This is a genomic window from uncultured Massilia sp. (genome assembly GCF_913773735.1).
Lineage (GTDB): Bacteria > Pseudomonadota > Gammaproteobacteria > Burkholderiales > Burkholderiaceae_D > Telluria.
Map to the genome: position 1 here is coordinate 26,424 of NZ_CAJYEB010000027.1, position 18,184 is coordinate 44,607.

Here is an 18,184-nt window from a genome sequence, read left to right on the forward strand (position 1 = left end):
TTACTCCACGAACAGGATCGCCGGGCTTTCCAGGTAGCCCCGGATCGCCTGGATGAACTCGGCCGCCACCATGCCGTCGATGACGCGGTGGTCGAACGAGGACGACAGGTTCATCAGCTTGCGCGCCACCATGCCGCCATTGCGCACCACGGGCCGTTCGACGATGCGGTTGACCCCGACGATGGCCACCTCCGGATGGTTGATCACCGGCGTGCTGACGATGCCGCCCAGCGCGCCCAGGCTGGTGATCGTGATGGTCGAGCCGGACAGCTCGTCGCGCGCGCACTTGCCGGTGCGCGCCGCCTCGGCCAGGCGCGCGATCTCGGCGGCGCTGGCCCACGGGTCGCGCGCCTCGGCGTGGCGCACCACGGGCACCATCAGGCCGGCGTCGGTCTGGGTGGCGATGCCGATGTGGACCGGCTGGTAGCGGGTGACGACGTTCGCCGCGTCGTCGTAGCGCGCGTTCACCTCGGGGAAGCGGCGCACGGCCAGCACGACGGCGCGCATCAGCAGCGGCAGCAGGGTGATGCGGCCGCGCTCCTCGCCGTAGCGCGCGTTCAGCTGGGCGCGCAGGGCCTCGATCTCGGTCACGTCGACCTCCTCGACGTAGGTGAAGTGCGGGATCTGGCGCTTGGCCAGCTGCATCTTCTCGGCGATCTTGCGGCGCAGGCCGATCAGCGGCGCGGCCTCTTCGCCCTCGCGTTCGGCGTAGCGGCCATCCCCATGCCCATGCCCGTGCCCGCGCGGCGCGGCGCCGCGCCCGGCGAGATGGGCATCGAGGTCGGCGTGCGTGACGCGCCCGGCCGGGCCGCTGCCGGCCACGTACTGCAGTTCGATGCCCAGGTCCCAGGCACGCTTGCGCACGGCGGGGGCGGCCAGGGGCCTGTCCCCGGCGGCGCGGCCGGTGGGTTGCGTGGGTTGCCCGGTCCGGGCCGCGGGGCGCGCCTGTGGCGTCTGCGGCGCCTGCGGCGCCGGCGCCGCATGGGCGACGCTGGCGGCGGCCTGCGCGACGCGCGCCGGTTCCGGGACGAAGCCGTGGGCGACGTCCGGCGCTTCGTCGGCGGCCGCGGCGGCCTGCCCGTCCGCGGGCGCGTCCGCTGCGGTGGCCACCGCAGGGGCCTGCTGGCTTGCCCTGGCGCCGGCGGCGACGTTGCCCGCGCCCTCGACCTCGAGCCGGATCAGTTCCGCGCCCACGGCCAGCGACTCGCCGATGCCGCCGCCCAGGCCGAGCACGGTGCCGTGCACCGGCGACGGGATCTCGACGGTGGCCTTGTCGGTCATGACGTCGGCCAGCACCTGGTCTTCCTTGACGCTGTCGCCCGGCTGCACGCGCCAGGCGACCACTTCCACTTCCGCGATACCCTCGCCCAGGTCGGGCATCTTGATGACGTAGTGCCCCATCTTCAACCCTCCATCGCGCGCTTGAATGCCGCCCCGACCCGGTCCGGGCCGGGGAAATACGCCCATTCCTGGGCGTGCGGATACGGCGTGTCCCAGCCGGCCACGCGCTCGATCGGCGCTTCCAGCTCGTAGAAACAGTGCTCCTGCACCAGGGCCGCCAGCTCGGCGCCGAAGCCGCTGGTGCGCGTCGCCTCGTGCACGATCACGCAGCGCCCGGTCTTCTTCACCGATGCGACCACGGTGTCGAGGTCCAGCGGCCACAGCGTGCGCAGGTCGACGATCTCGGCGTCGACGCCGGTCTCGCGCGCCGCCGCCTCCGCCACCCAGACCATGGTGCCGTAGGCGAGCACCGTCAGGTCGCTGCCGGGGCGGAACACCGCCGCCTTGTCCAGCGGGACCGTGTAGTGCCCCTCCGGCACCTCGCCCAGCGGGTGCTTGGACCAGGACACGACCGGGCGGTCGTGGTGGCCGTCGAACGGGCCGTTGTACAGGCGCTTGGGTTCCAGGAAGATCACCGGGTCGTCGTTCTCGATCGCGGCGATCAGGAGGCCCTTGGCGTCGTAGGGATTCGACGGCATCACCGTGCGCAGGCCGCACACGTGGGTGAAGAAGGCTTCCGGGCTCTGGCTGTGGGTCTGGCCGCCGTAGATGCCGCCGCCGCAGGGCATGCGGATGGTCAGCGGCGCGGTGAAGTCGCCGGCCGAGCGGTAGCGCAGGCGCGCCGCCTCGGACACGATCTGGTCGGTGGCCGGATAGAAATAGTCGGCGAACTGGATCTCGACCACCGGCCGCAGGCCGTAGGCGGCCATGCCGACGGCGGTGCCGACGATGCCGCCTTCCGAGATCGGCGCGTCGAACACGCGCTGCTTGCCGTAGCGAGCCTGCAGGCCGTCGGTGACGCGGAACACGCCGCCGAAATAGCCGACGTCCTGGCCGTACACCACCACGTCGTCGTCGCGCCCCAGCATCACGTCCATGGCCGAGCGCAGCGCCTGGATCATGGTCATCGGCGCCGTCTTCCTGTCGTCCGCGGCGCGCGCGGCGTCCGCGGCCGTGGTCTTGTCGATATCGCGCATCACCTCATACTCCCAGTTGTTGGCGCTGCCGGCGCAGGTGTTCGGGCATGTCCTTGTAGACGTCCTCGAACATCGATGCGGCGCTCGGCACGCGGCCGTCGATCAGCGTGCCGTGGCGTTCCGCTTCCTTCTGCGCGGCCAGCACTTCGGCTTCCAGTTCGGCCTGCACGGCCTCGTGCTCGGCGTCGGACCACCAGCCCAGCAGCGTCAGGTGGCGCCGCAGCCGCGCGATCGGGTCGCCCAGCGGGAACTGGTTCCATTCGTCGGCCGGGCGGTAGCGCGACGGGTCGTCGGACGTCGAGTGCGGCCCGGCGCGGTAGGTCACCCACTCGATCAGCGTGGGACCCAGGTTGGCGCGGGCGCGCTCGGCGGCCCAGCAGGAGGCGGCGTACACGGCCAGGAAGTCGTTGCCGTCCACGCGCAGCGAGGCGATGCCGGCGCCCACGCCGCGCGCCGCGAAGCTGACGCTCTCGCCGCCGGCGATGGCCTGGAAGGTCGAGATGGCCCACTGGTTGTTGACGACGTTCAGGATGACCGGCGCGCGGTACACGTGGGCGAACGTGAGGCCCGTGTGGAAATCGCTCTCGGCGGTGGCGCCGTCGCCGATCCAGCCGGACGCGATCTTCGTGTCGCCCTTGATGGCCGAGGCCATCGCCCAGCCCACGGCCTGCGGGATCTGGGTCGCGAGGTTGCCGGAAATCGTGAAGAACCCGTCCTTCTTGACCGAGTACATGACGGGCAGCTGGCGCCCCTTGAGCGGGTCGCGCTCGTTCGACAGCAGCTGGCAGACCATGTCCACCATCGGGTAGTCGCGCGCCATCAGCAGGCTCTGCTGGCGGTAGGTGGGAAAGCACATGTCGCCGTCCTTCAGGGCCAGCGCGTGCGCGGTGCCGATGGCTTCCTCGCCCAGGCAGGTCATGTAGAACGACAGCTTCTTCTGGCGCTGGGCGATCACCATGCGCGCGTCGAAGATGCGCGTCTTCATCATGGTGCGCAGGCCGAAGCGCAGTTGCTCGCGCCCGAGGCGCGGGTCCCACGGCCCGACGGCGCTGCCGTCGTCGGCGAGCACGCGGATCAGGCCGGTGGCATGCGCCGCCGTGTCCTGGTAGCGCACGTCGATGGGCGGACGCGGGACGGCGCCCGCGGGGCTGATGTCCAAATACGAAAAGTCGGTCTGGCAACCCGGGCGGCCGGTAGGCTCCGGGACGTGCAGCGACAGAGGTTGACTCTGGCTCATAGGTACGCTTCCCCTTGGTAAGGTATGTGCGGCAGAAAACATATTAATTCCGGAAAGTGCCCGCACGGGAGTTCCCGGTAACTATTTTTCTGCTGCTAAGCAGCATGCGCATGCGGGATCGCCGCCGGCGCGCGAGCAGGCATCGGGTCCTGACGGTAGCATGCGGCGCAGCGTGCGTGGACGGTTTGCGCCAATCGAATCCGGCGGCCGTCCGCTGGCGGCCGGGGCAGCCGGGGGCGCGGCGGGGCTGGCGGGGATCGTGGCCAAGCACATCGCCCGGCCGGTGCGCGAATCGTATTCGCAGAATGGTAAAACCGGATTACAATTTCCGCTTTACAAGAACATGGGCATATTGACAAGATGTTGACACAGGGTGCAGCTCCCGCCGTGACCTTTGGCGCCGCCGGCGAACTCGGTGAACTGGCGGACCGCCACGATTGGGGCGCGACCGCCGTCGGTCCGGTCGACCGCTGGGCCCCGGCGATGCGCGCGGCGGTCGACCTGGTGCTGCGCTCGCCGGTGCCGATGGTGACCATGTGGGGCATGGACGGCATCATGATCTACAACGCCGGGTATGCCCGCATCGCCGGCGCGCGCCACCCGCGCAGCTTCGGCGGCCGGGTGCGCGAGGAATGGCCCGAGGTCGCCGAATTCAACGACAGCGTGCTGCGCGCGGTGCTGGCCGGCGGGACGCGCGTGTTCCAGGACCAGGAATTCACGCTGCAGCGCAACGGCGACCCGGAGCAGGCGTGGTTCGACCTCGATTACTCGCCCATCGTCGGCGCCGACGGCGTCCCGCTGGGCGTGCTGGCCGTGGTCGTCGAGACGACCGGCAAGGTGCGCGCCGAGCGCCGCGCCAGCGGCGAGCATGCGCGCCTGCAGGCGATGTTCGAACAGGCGCCGGGCTTCATGGCGCTGCTGACCGGGCCGGACCACGTGTTCGGCTCCGCCAATGCGGCCTATGTGCAGCTGGTGGGCGGGCGCGACGTGGTCGGCAGGCCGCTGCGCGAGGCCTTGCCCGAGGCCGTGCCGCAGGGCTTCGTCGAGGTGCTCGACCGGGTCTACCGCAGCGGCGCCGCGCACATGGCCACGGCGCATCCGACCTGGCTGGCCGGCGCCGACGCCGTGCGCCGCCTGCATTACCTGGACTATGTGTACCAGCCGCTGCGCGGCGAGGACGGCGCCGTGTTCGGCGTGTTCGTGCAGGGCAGCGACGTCACCGAGCGCGTGGTGGCCGAAGCGGGGCTGCGCGAGAGCGAGGCCAAGTTCCGTACCTTCGCGCAGGCGATGCCGCACCAGGTGTGGACCGCCTGCGCCGACGGCAAGCTGGACTGGTTCAACGACCACGTCTACGTGTACAGCGGCCTGGGGCTGGCCGAACTGGCCGGCATCGGCTGGACTGCCATCGTGCATCCGGACGACCGGGCCGGCGCCGAGACCGGCTGGGCCATCGCGATCGCCTCGGGCGCGCCCTACCAGGTGGAGTTCCGCCTGCGCGGGCAGGACGGCCGCTATCGCTGGCACCTGGCGCGCGCGGTCGCGCTGCGCGGCGAGGACGGCGAGGTGGTGCGCTGGATCGGCACCAATACCGACATCGAGGACCAGAAGGTGACGGCCGAGCGCCTGGGCACGCTGAATGCCGACCTCGAGGCCCAGGTCGCCCGGCGCACGCGCGAGCGCGACCGCATGTGGCGCCTGTCGCGCGACATCATGCTGGTGGCGCGGTTCGACGGCACGGTCGATGCGGTCAGCCCGGCGTTCGGCTCGCTGCTGGGCTGGTCCGAGCACGACATCGTCGGCAAGAACTTCCTGAACCTGGTGCATCCGGACGACCAGGCGGCGACGGCCATGCAGATGGCGTCGCTGAGCGAAGGCCACTACGTCTACAAGTTCGAGAACCGCTACCGCCGCAAGGACGGCAGCTGGTGCCTGCTGTCGTGGACGGCGTCGCCCGACGCCGGCGGCATCCACGCGATCGGGCGCGACATCACGGTGGACCGCGAACAGGCCGAGCAGATCCGCCGCACCGAGCTGGCGCTGCAGCAGTCGCAGAAGATGGAGACCATCGGCAAGCTGACGGGCGGCGTGGCGCACGACTTCAACAACCTGCTGCAGATCATTTCGGGCAACCTGCAGCTGCTCGAGATGAGTTCCGGCAGCGACGACGTGCCGCGCTGGATCGGCAATGCGCGCCTGGCGGTCGAGAAGGGCGCCAAGCTGGCCAGCTACCTGCTGGCGTTCGGCCGGCGCCAGCCGCTGGAGCCGCGCGTGGTCAAGGTCGGGCGCGTCGTGACGGGCATGGAAGACATGCTGCGCCGCGCGCTGGGCGAGGAGATCGAGGTCGAGCTGGTGATTTCCGGTGGCCTGTGGAACACGGCGATCGACGTGGCGCAGGTCGAGAACGCCGTGCTGAACCTGGCGATCAATGCGCGCGACGCGATGGACGGCGCCGGCAAGCTGACCATCGAGGCCCACAACGCCGTGCTGGACGACCTGTATTGCCGCAGCCATGCCGACGTGGCGCCGGGCCAGTACGTGATGCTGGCCGTGACCGACACCGGCACGGGGATGGCGCCGGAGGTGCTGCGCCAGGCCTTCGAGCCGTTCTTCTCGACCAAGGAAGAAGGCAAGGGCACCGGCCTGGGCCTGTCGATGGTGTACGGCTTCGTCAAGCAGTCCGGCGGCCACGTCAAGATCTACAGCGAGCCGGGCCAGGGCACCACGGTCAAGATCTACCTGCCGCGCACCACGGCGGCCGAGGACGCGCTGGCGCCGGTGGAGCCGCAGCAGAGCGCGGTCGGCGGCAGCGAGACCATCCTGGTGGCCGAGGACGACGAGGCGGTGCGCACGACGGTGGTGGAGATGCTGACGGAACTCGGCTACCGCGTGCTCAAGGCGGCCGACGCCGCCAGCGCGCTGGCCGTGGTGGAATCGGGCGTGCCGATCGACGTGCTGTTTACCGACGTGGTCATGCCCGGCACGCTGCGCAGCCCGGAACTGGCGCGCATGGCGCGCGAGCGCCTGCCCAACCTGGCCGTGCTGTTCACCTCGGGCTACACGGAGAATTCGATCGTGCACGGCGGCCGCCTCGATCCGGGCGTGGAGCTGCTGGGCAAGCCCTACACCCGCGAGAGCCTGGCGCGGCGCATCCGCCAGGTGCTGGCGAACCAGCGCAACCGCGCCCACGCGCCGGCGCCCGCCGCGGCCATCCCGGCGCCGGGCGACGGCCGCCTGCGCATCGTGCTGGTGGAGGACGAGGACGAGATCCGCGACAGCACCGCGGCGCTGCTGCGCCACCTGGGCCACGAGGTGCTGGAGGCCGTGGACGCCGAGCAGGCCGTCAAGCTGATCGCCGAGACGCCCGACGTGCTGATCGCCGACGTCCAGCTGCCCGGCATGTCCGGCGACCTGCTGGCCGCCCAGGCCCGGACCATGGCGCCAGGGATCCGCATCGTGTTCGCAACCGGCAAGGGCGAGGTCAACAACTGGCCGGATGCCGTGGTCTTGCGCAAGCCCTACAACCTGCAGTCGCTGGTCGAGGTGCTGGGATCGGCCCCCGCCTGAGCGATCCACCCGTCGCGTTCGAGGCGCGTGGATGAAGAGGGGATGGCGCGCCGCGGCGCTGGCCTGCGTGCTGGCGACGGCCGGCCGTATCGCCACGCCGGCGGCGGCGGGTTCGTCATGCCGACGAGGATGCCCATACTTCCTCATGCGCCCCGCATTGTCTCCCTAACACATCTTGAACAGCGCCGTAGTTGCCGTCCAGAAATGAGGGATGCGTGAATTCTCGGAATCGTTATCGTTCTGAATAGTGAAATTGTTCATTGTCACAAAATGAATGACAAGATTCTGTGAGAAAATAGTGCTATGGCATCAACGAAATCCCCACCCCGGACCTACCGGGGCGTGCCCCACGACGAGCGGCGCGCACAACGACGCGGCCAGCTCATCGCTGCCGGCATTACCGTCTATGGCGAGCGCGGTTACCGTCACGCCACCGTGAAAGCGGTGTGCGAGGCGGCGGGCCTCACCGAACGTTATTTCTACGAGTCGTTCGCGAACAGCGAGGAACTGCTGATCGCGTGCTTCCGCACGGTGACCGAGAACGTCATGGTCGAGATCCGCACGGCCGCGAGCGCGGCCGGCGCCGGCCGGCCGGACCGGGTGCGCGCGGTCCTGCGCACCTATCTCGCGGCGCTGCAGCGCGAGCCGCGCTCGGCGCGCGTGTTCCTGGTCGAGATCCGCGGCGTCAGCCGCGCCGTCGACAAGGCGCTCGACCTCGCGCTGCGCGCGATCGGCAGCGATCTGGCGCGCTTCGTCGCGCCGCCCGACGCGTCCGACGATCCCCTGCTGCAGGCAGGCGTCGTCGGCGGCGTCATCCACATCGCATTGCGCTGGATCGAGGACGGCTACCAGCCGGACATCGAGTCCGTCATCGCCAGCGCGCTGCCCCTGATGCTGGTGCGGGCCTGAGGCCGGACCCGCGTCAGGGCCAGTCGAACTCGACCCACGTCGGCGCGTGGTCGCTGGGCTTGTCGCGGCCACGCACGTCGCGGTCGACGCCGGCGGCCGTCAGGCGCGGCGCCAGCGCGGGGCTGAGCAGCAGGTGGTCGATGCGCAGGCCGGCGTCGCGCCCGTAGGCGTTGCGGAAGTAGTCCCAGAACGTGTAGATCGTCCGGTCCGGATGCATGGCGCGCAGCGCGTCGGTCCAGCCCTGTTCGAGCAGGCGCTCCCAGGCCGCCCGGGTCTCCGGGCGGAACAGCGCGTCGTCGACCCAGCGCTCGGGCTTGTAGACGTCGGCGCCGGTCGGGATCACGTTGAAGTCGCCGGCGATGACGACCGGCGTGCCGGCGTCGATGAAGTCCTGGGCGCGCAGGCGCAGGCGTTCCATCCAGCGCAGCTTGTAGTCGAACTTGGGACCGGGCGCCGGATTGCCGTTCGGTAGGTACAGGCCGGCGACCAGCACGCCGTTCACCATCGCTTCGATATAGCGGCTCTGTTCGTCGGTCTGGTCGCCCGGCAGGCCGCGCTGCGTTTCCTGCGGCTCGACGCCGCGCGCCAGCAGCGCGACGCCGTTCCAGCTTTTCTGCCCGTGCCAGATGGGGCAATAGCCGGCCGCGCGGATCTCCGCTTCCGGAAACTTGTCCTGCGGCGCCTTCAGTTCCTGCAGGCAGGCGACGTCCGGCTGCGTCTCGTCCAGCCACTGGAGCAGGGCGCCCAGGCGGGCATTGATACTGTTGACGTTGAACGTGGCGATTCTCATGGGGCGCGGGAGTGGCGGAGGGGTTGGCGATGCGGCGATGATACCCGATCAGGCGCGGCCCGCGCGCGTGGCCAGCCAGCACAGGATGGAGCCGCCGCACACCAGGAACGCGCCCTGCCAGAACGCCGGCGACAGGGGCGCGCGCAGCATGTACGACGCCAGCGCGGCGGACAGCACGGGAATGAAATAGGAGGCGCCGGCCAGCACCGTGACGTGGCCGCGCAGCAGGCCGACGTTCCAGGCCGCGTAGCCGAATCCCATGGCCGCGGCGGCGAGCGCCAGGTCGGCCAGGCCGCGCGGGTCGGCGTCCAGCGGCGCGCCGCCGAACGCCAGGTACTTGGCCCACAGGGCCAGCGCCGTCAGCATGAAGAACAGCGTGATGGCATTCTTGCCGCCGGCCAGCCGCGCCGTGACGGTGCAGTAGGCCGCCCAGACCAGCGTGCCGGCGAAGGACAGGCCGTAACTGAACGGATTGTCGCCCACGTTGGCCAGCAGCGCGGCGGCGTCGAATCCCCGCTCGCCGCCCAGGACCCGGCATACGCCCGCGATGGCCAGGCCCACGCCCGGTACCATCAGCCAGTTCGCCCGCTGGCCGTTGAACAGGATGGCGCTGGCCATCGTGAAGGCCGGCCACAGGTAGTTCACCATGCCGACCTCGATCGCCTGCCGGCCGCCGTGCGCCTGGCCGATCGACAGTGCCAGGCACAGCTCGTACGCCACGAACAGCGGGCCGCCCACGGCGAGGTAGCGGCGCGGCACGTCGCGGATCCTGGTCGGGCCGACCGTGGCGAGCAGCAGCAAGGAGGCCGCGGTATACGCCAGTGCGGCGCCGCCGGTGGCGCCGTAGCGCTCGCCGACGCGGCGCAGCAGGCCGACCAGGGAACTCCAGAAGACGATGGCCAGCAAGCCGACGAGCGTCGCGCGCGAGCGGGCGCTGATGGAAGGAAGGTGCATGGCGAGGCGGCAGGCAAGGATGGCGGTCGCCGATGTAGTAAAACTACAGCGGATTTCCGACGTTTTCGTCCATTGTACCCGTAGTTGGTAAATTAACTACCTAAAATGGCGAAAATCTGGCATGCTCCCGGGCAAACCCGAGAACAACCTGACGAGACACCATGAAGACCACCGCCCTTGCCGGCCTGGCGCTCTGCCTGGCCGCCGCGCCCGCCGCATCCGCCCTCGCGCAGAACGCGCAGCGCCATTACCTCGGACTCCAGCGCCTGGATGCCGGTGGCGTCGAGATCGCCACCAGCGACGGCCGCTACGTCATCAAGCCCTACGCCCGGAACATCGTCGAGACGACCTTCGTGCCGCGCGGCGAGCAGGCCGCGGCCGGCTCGTACGCGGTGGTGCTGGCGCCGCAGGCCACGCCGTTCGACGTCCGCGACGACGGGGCGCAGGTGGTGCTGGCGACCCCCGGCATCGCCGTCACCATCGACAAGTCGCCGTTTCGCATCGCCTATGCCTACAAGGGCCGGCCGCTGGTCGCGGAGAAGGAAGGCTACGGCCACGCCGGCGAGCTGGAATCGATCGAATTCGCGCTGGCTGGCGACGAACTGCTGTACGGCGCCGGCGCACGCGCCGTGGGCGCCGACCACATGGACCGGCGCGGCCAGCGCTACCGCCTGTACAACAAGGCGTCGTACGGCTTCGGCGCGCGCGCCGAGCAGATGGGCTACGGCATCCCGATGGCGCTGTCCTCGCGCCGCTACGCGCTGCACTTCGACAATCCGCAGGCCGGCTGGCTGGACTTCGACAGCCGCAAGGACGGCACGCTGCGCTACGAGGTGATGGGCGGCCCCAAGACCTACCAGGTGGTGGCCGGCGACGACTGGGCCGAGGTCGTGGACGGGACCACCCGCCTGACCGGGCGCCAGCCACTGCCTCCGCGCTGGGCCTTCGGCAATTTCGCCAGCCGCTTCGGCTACCATTCCGAGGCCGAGACCCGCGCCGTGGTCGACAAGTTCATCGCCGACGGCATTCCGCTGGACGCCGTGGTGCTCGACCTGTACTGGTTCGGCAAGACGGTCAAGGGCACGATGGGCAACCTGGCCTGGGACCGCGACACCTTCCCGCACGCCGAGGCCATGATGGCCGACTTCGCGAAGAAGGGCGTCAAGACGGTCGTGATCACCGAACCCTTCATCCTCACCACCTCGCAGCGCTGGCAGGAAGCGGCGCAGCAGGGCGTGCTGGCGACCGGCAAGGACGGCAAGCCGTTCACCTACGACTTCTACTTCGGCAACACGGGCCTGGTCGACGTGTTCCAGCCGCGCGCGCGCGACTGGTTCTGGAACATCTACAAGGGCCTGAAGGCCGGCGGCGTGGCCGGCTGGTGGGGCGACCTGGGCGAGCCGGAGATGCATCCCGCCGAGGCGCAGCACGCGGCCGGCAGCGCCGACGCGGTGCACAACGTCTACGGCCACGAGTGGGCGCGCTTGATCGCCGACGGCTACGCGCGCGACTTCCCGGCCGAGCGGCCGTTCATCCTGATGCGCTCGGGATACGCAGGGTCGCAGCGCTTCGGCATGATCCCCTGGAGCGGCGACGTCAGCCGCGGCTGGGGCGGCCTGCAGTCGCAGATGGAGATCGCGCTGCAGATGGGGATGCAGGGCCAGGCCTACATGCACTCCGACCTGGGCGGCTTCGCCGGCCCGGTGCTGGACGACGAGCTGTACGTGCGCTGGCTGCAGTACGGCGTGTTCCAGCCGATCTTCCGCCCGCATGCCCAGGAATCGGTGCCGTCCGAGCCGGTGTTCCGCGCGCCGGCCGCGAAGGCGCTGGCACGCGCCGCGATCCGCCTGCGCTACGCGATGCTGCCGTATAACTACACCATCGCCTTCGAGAACAGCCGCAGCGGCATGCCGCTGATGCGCCCGGTGATGTTCGAGGAACCGGACAGCGACATGGTCCCGACCGGGACGCTCTCCAGCACCTACCTGTGGGGGCCGGACTTCCTGGTGGCGCCGGTGACGGAGCCGGGCGCCACGCGCAAGGACGTGTATTTCCCGAAGCCGGGCAGCACCTGGTTCGATTTCTACACCGACGCGCCGCACCGCGGCGGCATCGTCGAGACCGTGACCCCGGTACGTGCACACATCCCGACCTATGTGCGCGCCGGCGCCTTCGTCCCGCTGGCGGCCCCCGTGCAGACGACCCGCGACTACACGACGCGCGCGCTCGAACTGCACTACTGGCACGACGCCGGCGTCCGCTCGGCGCAGGGGCAGCTGTACGACGACGACGGCGCGACGCCGCACGCCTACGAGGCCGGCAAGTACGAGCTGGTGCGCTTCGGCGGCACGTTCGACGGCGCGCGCCTGGCGCTTTCCCTGGCGCCCGAGACCGGCGCGGCGGCCACGCCGACGGCCCGCGACTTCGTGCTGAAGGTGCACAACGTCGCGGCGAGGCCGCGTGCCGTCGCGGCCGGCGGCAAGGCGCTGCGCTACCGCTGGGATGCGAAACGTAAATTGCTTGAAGTAAAGCTGCCGACGTTGCGCGCGGCGCCGCTGGAGGTGGCGATCACGCTCTGACGGCGTTCGGGTTGCTGCGCCGCGTCAGGCGCGCTCCGGCATCCCGGCGGATTCGTTACACTGCCGTTCGGGAAAGCAGACGCGCCACGCTGGCGCAGGCACCATGAAGACCCAACTGCTGCAGGACATCGACGAGAGCGGCGCCCGCGATGCGCCGCGCCAGGGGCGGGCCGCCGGCATTGCCGCCGCGCCGGCCGCCGCCGCGCCCGACGCCGCGGCCGTGGCGCCCGGGGCGCCCCTGCCGGCGGACGGCGGCGCGCTGATCGAGCGCGCCACGCGCGCGCCGCAGGCGGCCGCCGCGCCGGCGCGGGCGCGCGCCGACGACGCGCCGCGTCCGCGCGTCTGGCGGCGCCCCGCGCCGCCGACCGTGACCGCAACCTAAGCGGCGCCGCCGCCGTCCGCGACCGACGCCGCAAGCGATGGCGCGACCGGCGCAGCCGCGCCGCGCGCGCCAGCGCCTCCCCATGCCGGTGCGCCGCGCGCCGCGCCGCCGGCGCCGCGCGACCCGGCGGCCACCTCCGCGCCCACGTCCGCAACCACCCCCGCAACCACCCCCGCGCCCCCGGCCGAGGACATCCCCGCCTGGCTGGCCGAGCGCCTGCAGGAAGACGCCGAGCGCGATGCGCGGCTCGAATGGCGCAGCCTGTGGCAGCGGCGCGCCGTGACCTGGAGCCTGGGCGCGACGCTGCTGGCGGCCGTCGCCGCCGGCGGCCTCTGGCTGTACGAGGAAAGCCGGGTGGACGGCGCGCTGGTCGTGGTGGCGAACACGACGCCGGAACCGCCGGCCGCCGTGGCCGTGCGGGAGCCGGCGCCGCCCGCCCGGGCCATCGCGCCGGTTGCGCCGGTCGCGCCGCTGGCGGCGGCCCCGCCGGCGGTGGCCGATGCCGATCCCGGCGCCGCCGCGCCCGCCGCCCCGGGCGCGGACGTCACGCCGGTGCAGGAACCCGTCGACACAGCGTCGCCGCCGGCCGCCGCAGCGGCCGTGCCGGCGGCGGCGATGGCGGCCGCTGCTGATCGCCCGGCCGGCAGGACGGCGAAGGCCACGCAGGCCGAGCGGAAGGTCGCGGGGCGCGCCGCCCGCCGCCCGCCGCCGCAGCGTACCCGGGCGGTGGCCGCGCCGACCGCCGCGTCGGCGGGATCGGCCCGCCAGCGTCGCGAGGAGACGCTGATGCAGTGCCGCGCCCACGGCTACGACCAGCGCCAGTGCGACCGGCGCGGCTGCGCGATGACGCGCTACGGCTTCGCCTGCCGCGGCCAGGCGCCTGGCTGAGCCTGGCGCCGCGTTCCCGCGTTCCCGCGTCCCTCCGGATCGCCGGCCGCCCGGAACGACGCCCTGGCGGCCAGCGGTATGGTCGTCGCCGGACGGCCCCTGGGAGGCGGCGCGGCAGCAGGCGGCCCGGCCCGACCGCCAGGACGCCACGATCGCCCGGCGCGACGGGCCGCGCCAACGGACCGGCCACGGGCTTGTCCGTGGCCCGGCCGCTCCCCGGTTGTCGACAGTGGCGGCCTGTACCCGTCTGCCGCGCAGGTTCCTAGTCGGTATGCGCGATGCGCAGGCCGCCCTTGCCGTCGGGGAGCCAGACCTCGGCCAGGTCCGAGCTGACCTCGAACATGCCCAGCCCGTGCGCGGCGGCCAGGCGCGCGACGGTGTCGTGCGCCGCGTCGATGCCGTCCCAGTCGTGGAAGGTCATGTAGATCAGCGCGCCGCCGATGGTATAGTCGGTGCCGGACGCGGCTTCCTCGCCGTCGTCCGGTGCCGGCGGATAGGTCGCGGCGAGCTGCGCATGGAACGCGCGCAGGGCCGGCGTGGCGCCGGCGGCGGCCGGGTCGTCGTAGTCGTGCGCCTCGGGCCACGCCGTCTGCGCGTCGTACCAGGCGAGGAAGGCGGAGCGCTTGGCGGGCGCCAGCGCGGGGTCGAATACCATCAGGTCGTAGCTCATCGGGGCGTCAAGGTCGTTCCAGGAAGGTCAAGGCAGCATTATGCGAGAAAAGGGCAGTGCCGGACAGGGATCGCGATGGCGGTAGCGCTGGTGCCGGACGAGGTCGAGTTCACCGCCATCCGCGCCCAGGGGCCGGGCGGGCAGAACGTCAACAAGGTGTCGAACGCCGTGCAGGCACGCTTCGACATCGGCGCCAGCTCGCTTCCCGGGCCGGTCAAGGAGCGCCTGCGGGCGCTGGCGGACGGCAGGATCACGCGCGACGGCGTGGTCGTGCTCAAGGCCCAGGGCTCGCGCAGCCTCGAGCGCAATCGCGAGGAGGCGCTGCGGCGCCTGCAGGAACTGGTCGACCGGGCCAGCGTGGTCGACACCGTGCGCCGGCCCACGCGGCCGACGCGTGCCGCGCAGCGGCGCCGTCTCGACGCCAAGGCGCGCAGCAGCCAGGTCAAGGCGCTGCGCGGCAGGGTGCGCGACTAGGAATCCGTCCCGGCCGGCCCGCGCGACGCGCCAGGCGTGTGCCGTCGCCCCGGCGCGGGCCGGGTCCGCCGTGCGCCTACTGCGCCGCGCCCAGGCGCCGCACCATCGCGACGATCGCGCGCGCCTGCGGCGCGTCGCGCGTGTGCAGCGTGGCGGCGTCGGCGTAGCCCCAGAAGTCCCAGCAGCCGCGCGGATTGGCCGGCACGTCGCTGGCATGGACCTGCGGATACAGCACGACAATGCCGTTGGCGTCGGCGAATTCGTTGTAGCCGGTGCCCTGCACGAAGCGCTGGCCGATCGCGCTCTGGCCCTGGCGGCAACCGTGCAGCGCCACGTGCACCGCGCAGCCGCCCTGCGCGCAGCGCGCCGGCACGTAGACCCAGGCGCTGGCGTCCATCGCCGTGCGCGCGCCGGCGACGAACGCGGCCTGGTCGAAGCGCAGTAGTCGTCCCGTGGGGCGGGCCGCGGGGGCGTTCGTCATGTCCGGGTAGATGTGGCGCAGCATCTCGTGCGACTGCATGAAGCCGCATTGGTTGATGTAGGGGAGCGCCGCGGCGTTGCACGGGAAATCGTCGGCCGAGTTCGTCACGATCGCGTGGCCGGCCTCGGGATGCTGCACGAAGCGCAGCTGTTCCGGCGCGACGCCGGCGCGCCGGTAGTAGCCGTCGGCGGCCGCCACCGCCGCGGGCTTGACGATGCGGTCGTTCTGGCCGGCGAACAGGTAGACGCGCTGGCGCTCCAGGTTGCGCACCGGGTCGATCCTGCCGGCGGCGGCGTCGCGCACGGCGCTCGCATAGGCGGCCGCCGGGTCCGGCGCCAGCGCCGCCGACAGCGGCGCCATGCAGTCCTGCGCCGCGGCGAGCGGCGACACGTTCGCGGGGCGGCTGCCGACGCAGTGGTAGGGGCCGGCCTCGAGGATGCCCGCGCCCATGAACGTCGCCGAATAGGCGGTCGCCAGGTCGGCGGCCAGGAAGCCGCCCGCGTCGAGGCCCGACACCGAGACCCGGGACAGGTCGGCGCGCAGCGCGGGCAGGGGTTCGGCGTCGAGGGCGGCGGCGCCGGCGGTCCCGTGCAGCAGGGCGCAGGCGAACAGGGAAATCAGCAGAGGTCTCATGGTCGTTCCAGTCGGTCGGTATCGGCGCGGGCCGCGCAGACTGCCTGGCATGCCCGCAGCGGGCATTATGCCTCAGCGCGCGCCGCCCGGCAGCGTCGACGTTGCCGGTTGCGCCGCCCGCGCCGGGACGCCCAGCAGGGCGCCGACCCGCGCCGGATCGACGCCGAACACGCGCACGTCCAGGCCGCGCGTCCGGCCACACGGGACGACCACCGCGGCGCCGCCGCGCAGTCCCAGCACGGTGCTGCCGCGGGTACGGCAGGCCCGTGCCGACGCGGCGACGGCGGCATGTCCGGCGAACAGGGGCAGGCCTTCCGCCGTTTCGGGCACCATGCCGTCGCGCAGCACGCCGCAGCGCAGGCCCGGCCCCAGGCGCGGCGCCGCCGGGTCGGGAAAGACGCCCGCGCGGCCGTGGCAGTCGGTGCGCACCAGCAGTTCGAGGTGGCGCACGGCCATCGTCGCGCTCAGCGCCGGCCCCCAGGCCGGCGCCGCCCCCAGCAGCGCGCCGGGGCGGCGCGCCTCGTCCTCCAGCAGCGTGCGCAGCGGCGTGGCGCCGCGCAGGCGTGCCGCCAGCGTCGGCGTGCAGGCGCCGTCCGCGCCGCATTCGAGCGCGCGCGCGGCCGCGTCGATGCCGGCGGCCGGCGCCCGGTACAGCGCCTGCAGCCGTTCGAGCGCCGGCGCGCGCGCGGCGCGGTCCAGCGCCAGCGCGTGCAGGGCCAGCCCGCACTGGCGCGAGAGCGCACCGTGGCCGCGGCCGTCGATCGCGCGCCAGGGCCGCGCGCCGGCCGCGGCCGCGCAACCGTTGACGGCCGCCTCCAGTTCGTCGCGCGCGGCGGCCGCATCGATCCAGCCCAGGCGCAGCGCCAGCGCCAGGCGCAGGAACTCGGCGCCGCCCTCGCGCAGCGCGCCGGCGTCTTCCCCGGACGGCGCGGGCCAGCCGCGCGGCTGCGCCAGGTGCGCGACCTCGTGGGCCAGCAGCGCCCGCGCCCGTGCCGGCAGGGCATGCGGTTCGTGCACCGGCACCAGCAGGCGCAGCACGGTGCCGTTGGCGACGTCGGCGCGCAGCGCGGGGCTGTCGTCGGGCAGCGCCAGCGCATAGGCCGGCGCCGGCGCCAGCGCCGGCAACAGCGCGCGCAGGCCGCCCAGCGCGGCGGCGAACGTGTCGGCCAGCAGCGCCCGGGTGGCGGCCGGCACGCGGTCGTCGGCGTGGAAGGGCGGCGCATCGGCGCGGTAGGGCGTGGCCAGCAGCAGCGCCGCCAGGCCCGCGCGGCCGGGGTGTGCTTCGGCCAGCGCGTGGGCGTGCACATTGGCGCCGGCGTCGTCGGCGCGCCGCGCGAGCGCGTCCGGCGCCGTGGCGCCGTCGACCATGACCGTGCCGCCGGGCGCCTCGAAGCGCCAGTCGACCTTGCCGCAGCCCTGCACGGCGTAGGCCGACGTATGGGCATACAGGCCGTCGCCGACCGGCTGCGCCCACGGCTCGACCTGGCCGTAGACGCGCGTATCGCGGGCACGGGCGGTGGCGGGCACGCGCAGGCGCAGCGTGGTGCAGGCGGCGCGCGCCGGGCGGATGCTCTGGAAGTCGATCGTGGTGCAGTCGTCCAGCGGCGTCCAGTCGCTGCGCACGTGGACGGCCGCCTGGGCGCGCAGCCCGTCGTTGACGAAGGCCAGCGCCTTGCAGGCCGGCGGCAGCCGGTAGCTGACGTCGATGGCGTCGACGCCGTGCATGACGAGCGTGGCCTGGACCGGTGCGGCGGCGTCCGGCGTGCCGGCGGGCGTGGCGGACGTGGTGGCCGGGAGCCATGCGAGCAGTGCCGCCGACAGCAGGGCGGCGCGGCGCGCCATCGGGCGCGGGATGAGGGTACGGAGTGCCTGCGTGGATGCCATCATGGGCGACAGGGTAGCAAAAACGGCTCAGCCGGGCTGTCCGCTTCCTTCTGGAAAGACACAGCCTAAGAGCGCCTAACAAAACCCTGTGGTTGCTCAGTAGGCAACAGCCGAGTACACTGGGCAGTGCCGACCGTCCGCTATCTGCCAAAAGCAGACGTACAATCTATGATTTTCCTCGGAGTGAACTCGCAACATGAACGAAGATCCATTCCCCTACTAAGAGATGAAGCAGAATGGCGCTTCTGCCGAAGAGGTATAT

At 72.2% G+C, this 18,184-nt stretch carries 14 protein-coding genes; 6 read left to right on the forward strand and 8 right to left on the reverse strand.

Translation table 11 applies throughout. From position 1 onward, the window contains the following. The 3 genes from QZ749_RS14215 to QZ749_RS14225 all read right to left on the reverse strand — a co-directional run bounded on the left by QZ749_RS14215 (window position 1) and on the right by QZ749_RS14225 (window position 3,714). Window positions 1-1,401 carry a dihydrolipoamide acetyltransferase family protein gene (locus QZ749_RS14215; protein ID WP_296948069.1) on the reverse strand — a complete coding sequence of 467 codons (1,401 nt, stop codon included), beginning with the start codon at window positions 1,399-1,401 and terminating at the stop codon, window positions 1-3. Between the two features lie 2 nt (window positions 1,402-1,403). Next, complete coding sequence (locus tag QZ749_RS14220) at window positions 1,404-2,408, reverse strand: alpha-ketoacid dehydrogenase subunit beta (protein WP_296948131.1); 1,005 nt, start codon at window positions 2,406-2,408, stop codon at window positions 1,404-1,406. 73 nt (window positions 2,409-2,481) lie between these two features. Beyond that, complete coding sequence (locus tag QZ749_RS14225) at window positions 2,482-3,714, reverse strand: 3-methyl-2-oxobutanoate dehydrogenase (2-methylpropanoyl-transferring) subunit alpha (RefSeq protein WP_296948072.1); 1,233 nt, start codon at window positions 3,712-3,714, stop codon at window positions 2,482-2,484. Window positions 3,715-4,101: 387 nt separating this feature from the next. On the opposite strand from QZ749_RS14225, the gene QZ749_RS14230 reads away from it, so the two are divergent. Together QZ749_RS14230 and QZ749_RS14235 are read left to right on the forward strand one after the other, a co-directional pair. After that, window positions 4,102-7,278, forward strand: coding sequence for a PAS domain S-box protein (locus tag QZ749_RS14230; protein ID WP_296948073.1), 3,177 nt, complete (start codon window positions 4,102-4,104; stop codon window positions 7,276-7,278). A 303-nt stretch (window positions 7,279-7,581) separates the two neighbouring features. Next, window positions 7,582-8,187, forward strand: a complete 606-nt coding sequence (locus tag QZ749_RS14235; protein ID WP_296948075.1) for a TetR/AcrR family transcriptional regulator — start codon at window positions 7,582-7,584, stop codon at window positions 8,185-8,187. Window positions 8,188-8,200: 13 nt separating this feature from the next. Here the strand turns inward: QZ749_RS14235 and xth are convergent, their stop codons facing one another. Both xth and yddG read right to left on the reverse strand, forming a co-directional pair. Next, window positions 8,201-8,977 carry an exodeoxyribonuclease III gene (gene xth / locus QZ749_RS14240; RefSeq protein WP_296948077.1) on the reverse strand — a complete coding sequence of 259 codons (777 nt, stop codon included), beginning with the start codon at window positions 8,975-8,977 and terminating at the stop codon, window positions 8,201-8,203. A 48-nt stretch (window positions 8,978-9,025) separates the two neighbouring features. Next, entirely contained in the window at window positions 9,026-9,931 is a 906-nt protein-coding gene (gene yddG / locus QZ749_RS14245) for an aromatic amino acid DMT transporter YddG (protein WP_296948078.1), read from the reverse strand. 161 nt (window positions 9,932-10,092) lie between these two features. On the opposite strand from yddG, the gene QZ749_RS14250 reads away from it, so the two are divergent. The 3 genes from QZ749_RS14250 to QZ749_RS14260 all read left to right on the forward strand — a co-directional run bounded on the left by QZ749_RS14250 (window position 10,093) and on the right by QZ749_RS14260 (window position 13,780). Beyond that, on the forward strand, window positions 10,093-12,510 hold the full coding sequence (locus tag QZ749_RS14250; RefSeq protein WP_296948080.1) for a TIM-barrel domain-containing protein: 2,418 nt from the start codon (window positions 10,093-10,095) through the stop codon (window positions 12,508-12,510). A gap of 103 nt (window positions 12,511-12,613) precedes the next feature. Beyond that, on the forward strand, window positions 12,614-12,892 hold the full coding sequence (locus QZ749_RS14255; RefSeq protein WP_296948083.1) for a hypothetical protein: 279 nt from the start codon (window positions 12,614-12,616) through the stop codon (window positions 12,890-12,892). Between the two features lie 279 nt (window positions 12,893-13,171). Beyond that, window positions 13,172-13,780, forward strand: a complete 609-nt coding sequence (locus QZ749_RS14260) for a hypothetical protein (protein WP_296948086.1) — start codon at window positions 13,172-13,174, stop codon at window positions 13,778-13,780. A 262-nt stretch (window positions 13,781-14,042) separates the two neighbouring features. On the opposite strand, the gene QZ749_RS14265 is transcribed toward QZ749_RS14260, so the two are convergent. Then, a complete protein-coding gene (locus QZ749_RS14265; protein ID WP_296948090.1) occupies window positions 14,043-14,450 on the reverse strand; it encodes a hypothetical protein in 408 nt (135 codons plus the stop codon). Between the two features lie 75 nt (window positions 14,451-14,525). Between QZ749_RS14265 and arfB the strand changes: the two genes are divergently transcribed. Then, window positions 14,526-14,924, forward strand: a complete 399-nt coding sequence (gene arfB / locus QZ749_RS14270; protein WP_296948124.1) for an alternative ribosome rescue aminoacyl-tRNA hydrolase ArfB — start codon at window positions 14,526-14,528, stop codon at window positions 14,922-14,924. Window positions 14,925-15,000: 76 nt separating this feature from the next. Here the strand turns inward: arfB and QZ749_RS14275 are convergent, their stop codons facing one another. After that, window positions 15,001-16,038, reverse strand: a complete 1,038-nt coding sequence (locus QZ749_RS14275; RefSeq protein WP_296948126.1) for a PHB depolymerase family esterase — start codon at window positions 16,036-16,038, stop codon at window positions 15,001-15,003. A 72-nt stretch (window positions 16,039-16,110) separates the two neighbouring features. Continuing rightward, window positions 16,111-17,925, reverse strand: a complete 1,815-nt coding sequence (locus QZ749_RS14280; RefSeq protein ID WP_296948128.1) for a hypothetical protein — start codon at window positions 17,923-17,925, stop codon at window positions 16,111-16,113. Between the last annotated feature and the right edge of the window lie 259 nt (window positions 17,926-18,184).

Coding starts and splice junctions, on each gene's coding strand:
- QZ749_RS14265 (WP_296948090.1), bottom strand. CDS start 14,450: ATGAGCTACGACCTGATGGTATTCGACCCCGCGCTGGCGCCCGCCAAG.
- yddG (WP_296948078.1), bottom strand. CDS start 9,931: ATGCACCTTCCTTCCATCAGCGCCCGCTCGCGCGCGACGCTCGTCGGC.
- QZ749_RS14220 (WP_296948131.1), bottom strand. CDS start 2,408: ATGACCATGATCCAGGCGCTGCGCTCGGCCATGGACGTGATGCTGGGG.
- QZ749_RS14235 (WP_296948075.1), top strand. CDS start 7,582: ATGGCATCAACGAAATCCCCACCCCGGACCTACCGGGGCGTGCCCCAC.
- QZ749_RS14215 (WP_296948069.1), bottom strand. CDS start 1,401: ATGGGGCACTACGTCATCAAGATGCCCGACCTGGGCGAGGGTATCGCG.
- QZ749_RS14250 (WP_296948080.1), top strand. CDS start 10,093: ATGAAGACCACCGCCCTTGCCGGCCTGGCGCTCTGCCTGGCCGCCGCG.
- QZ749_RS14225 (WP_296948072.1), bottom strand. CDS start 3,714: ATGAGCCAGAGTCAACCTCTGTCGCTGCACGTCCCGGAGCCTACCGGC.
- xth (WP_296948077.1), bottom strand. CDS start 8,977: ATGAGAATCGCCACGTTCAACGTCAACAGTATCAATGCCCGCCTGGGC.
- QZ749_RS14280 (WP_296948128.1), bottom strand. CDS start 17,925: ATGATGGCATCCACGCAGGCACTCCGTACCCTCATCCCGCGCCCGATG.
- QZ749_RS14255 (WP_296948083.1), top strand. CDS start 12,614: ATGAAGACCCAACTGCTGCAGGACATCGACGAGAGCGGCGCCCGCGAT.
- QZ749_RS14275 (WP_296948126.1), bottom strand. CDS start 16,038: ATGAGACCTCTGCTGATTTCCCTGTTCGCCTGCGCCCTGCTGCACGGG.
- arfB (WP_296948124.1), top strand. CDS start 14,526: ATGGCGGTAGCGCTGGTGCCGGACGAGGTCGAGTTCACCGCCATCCGC.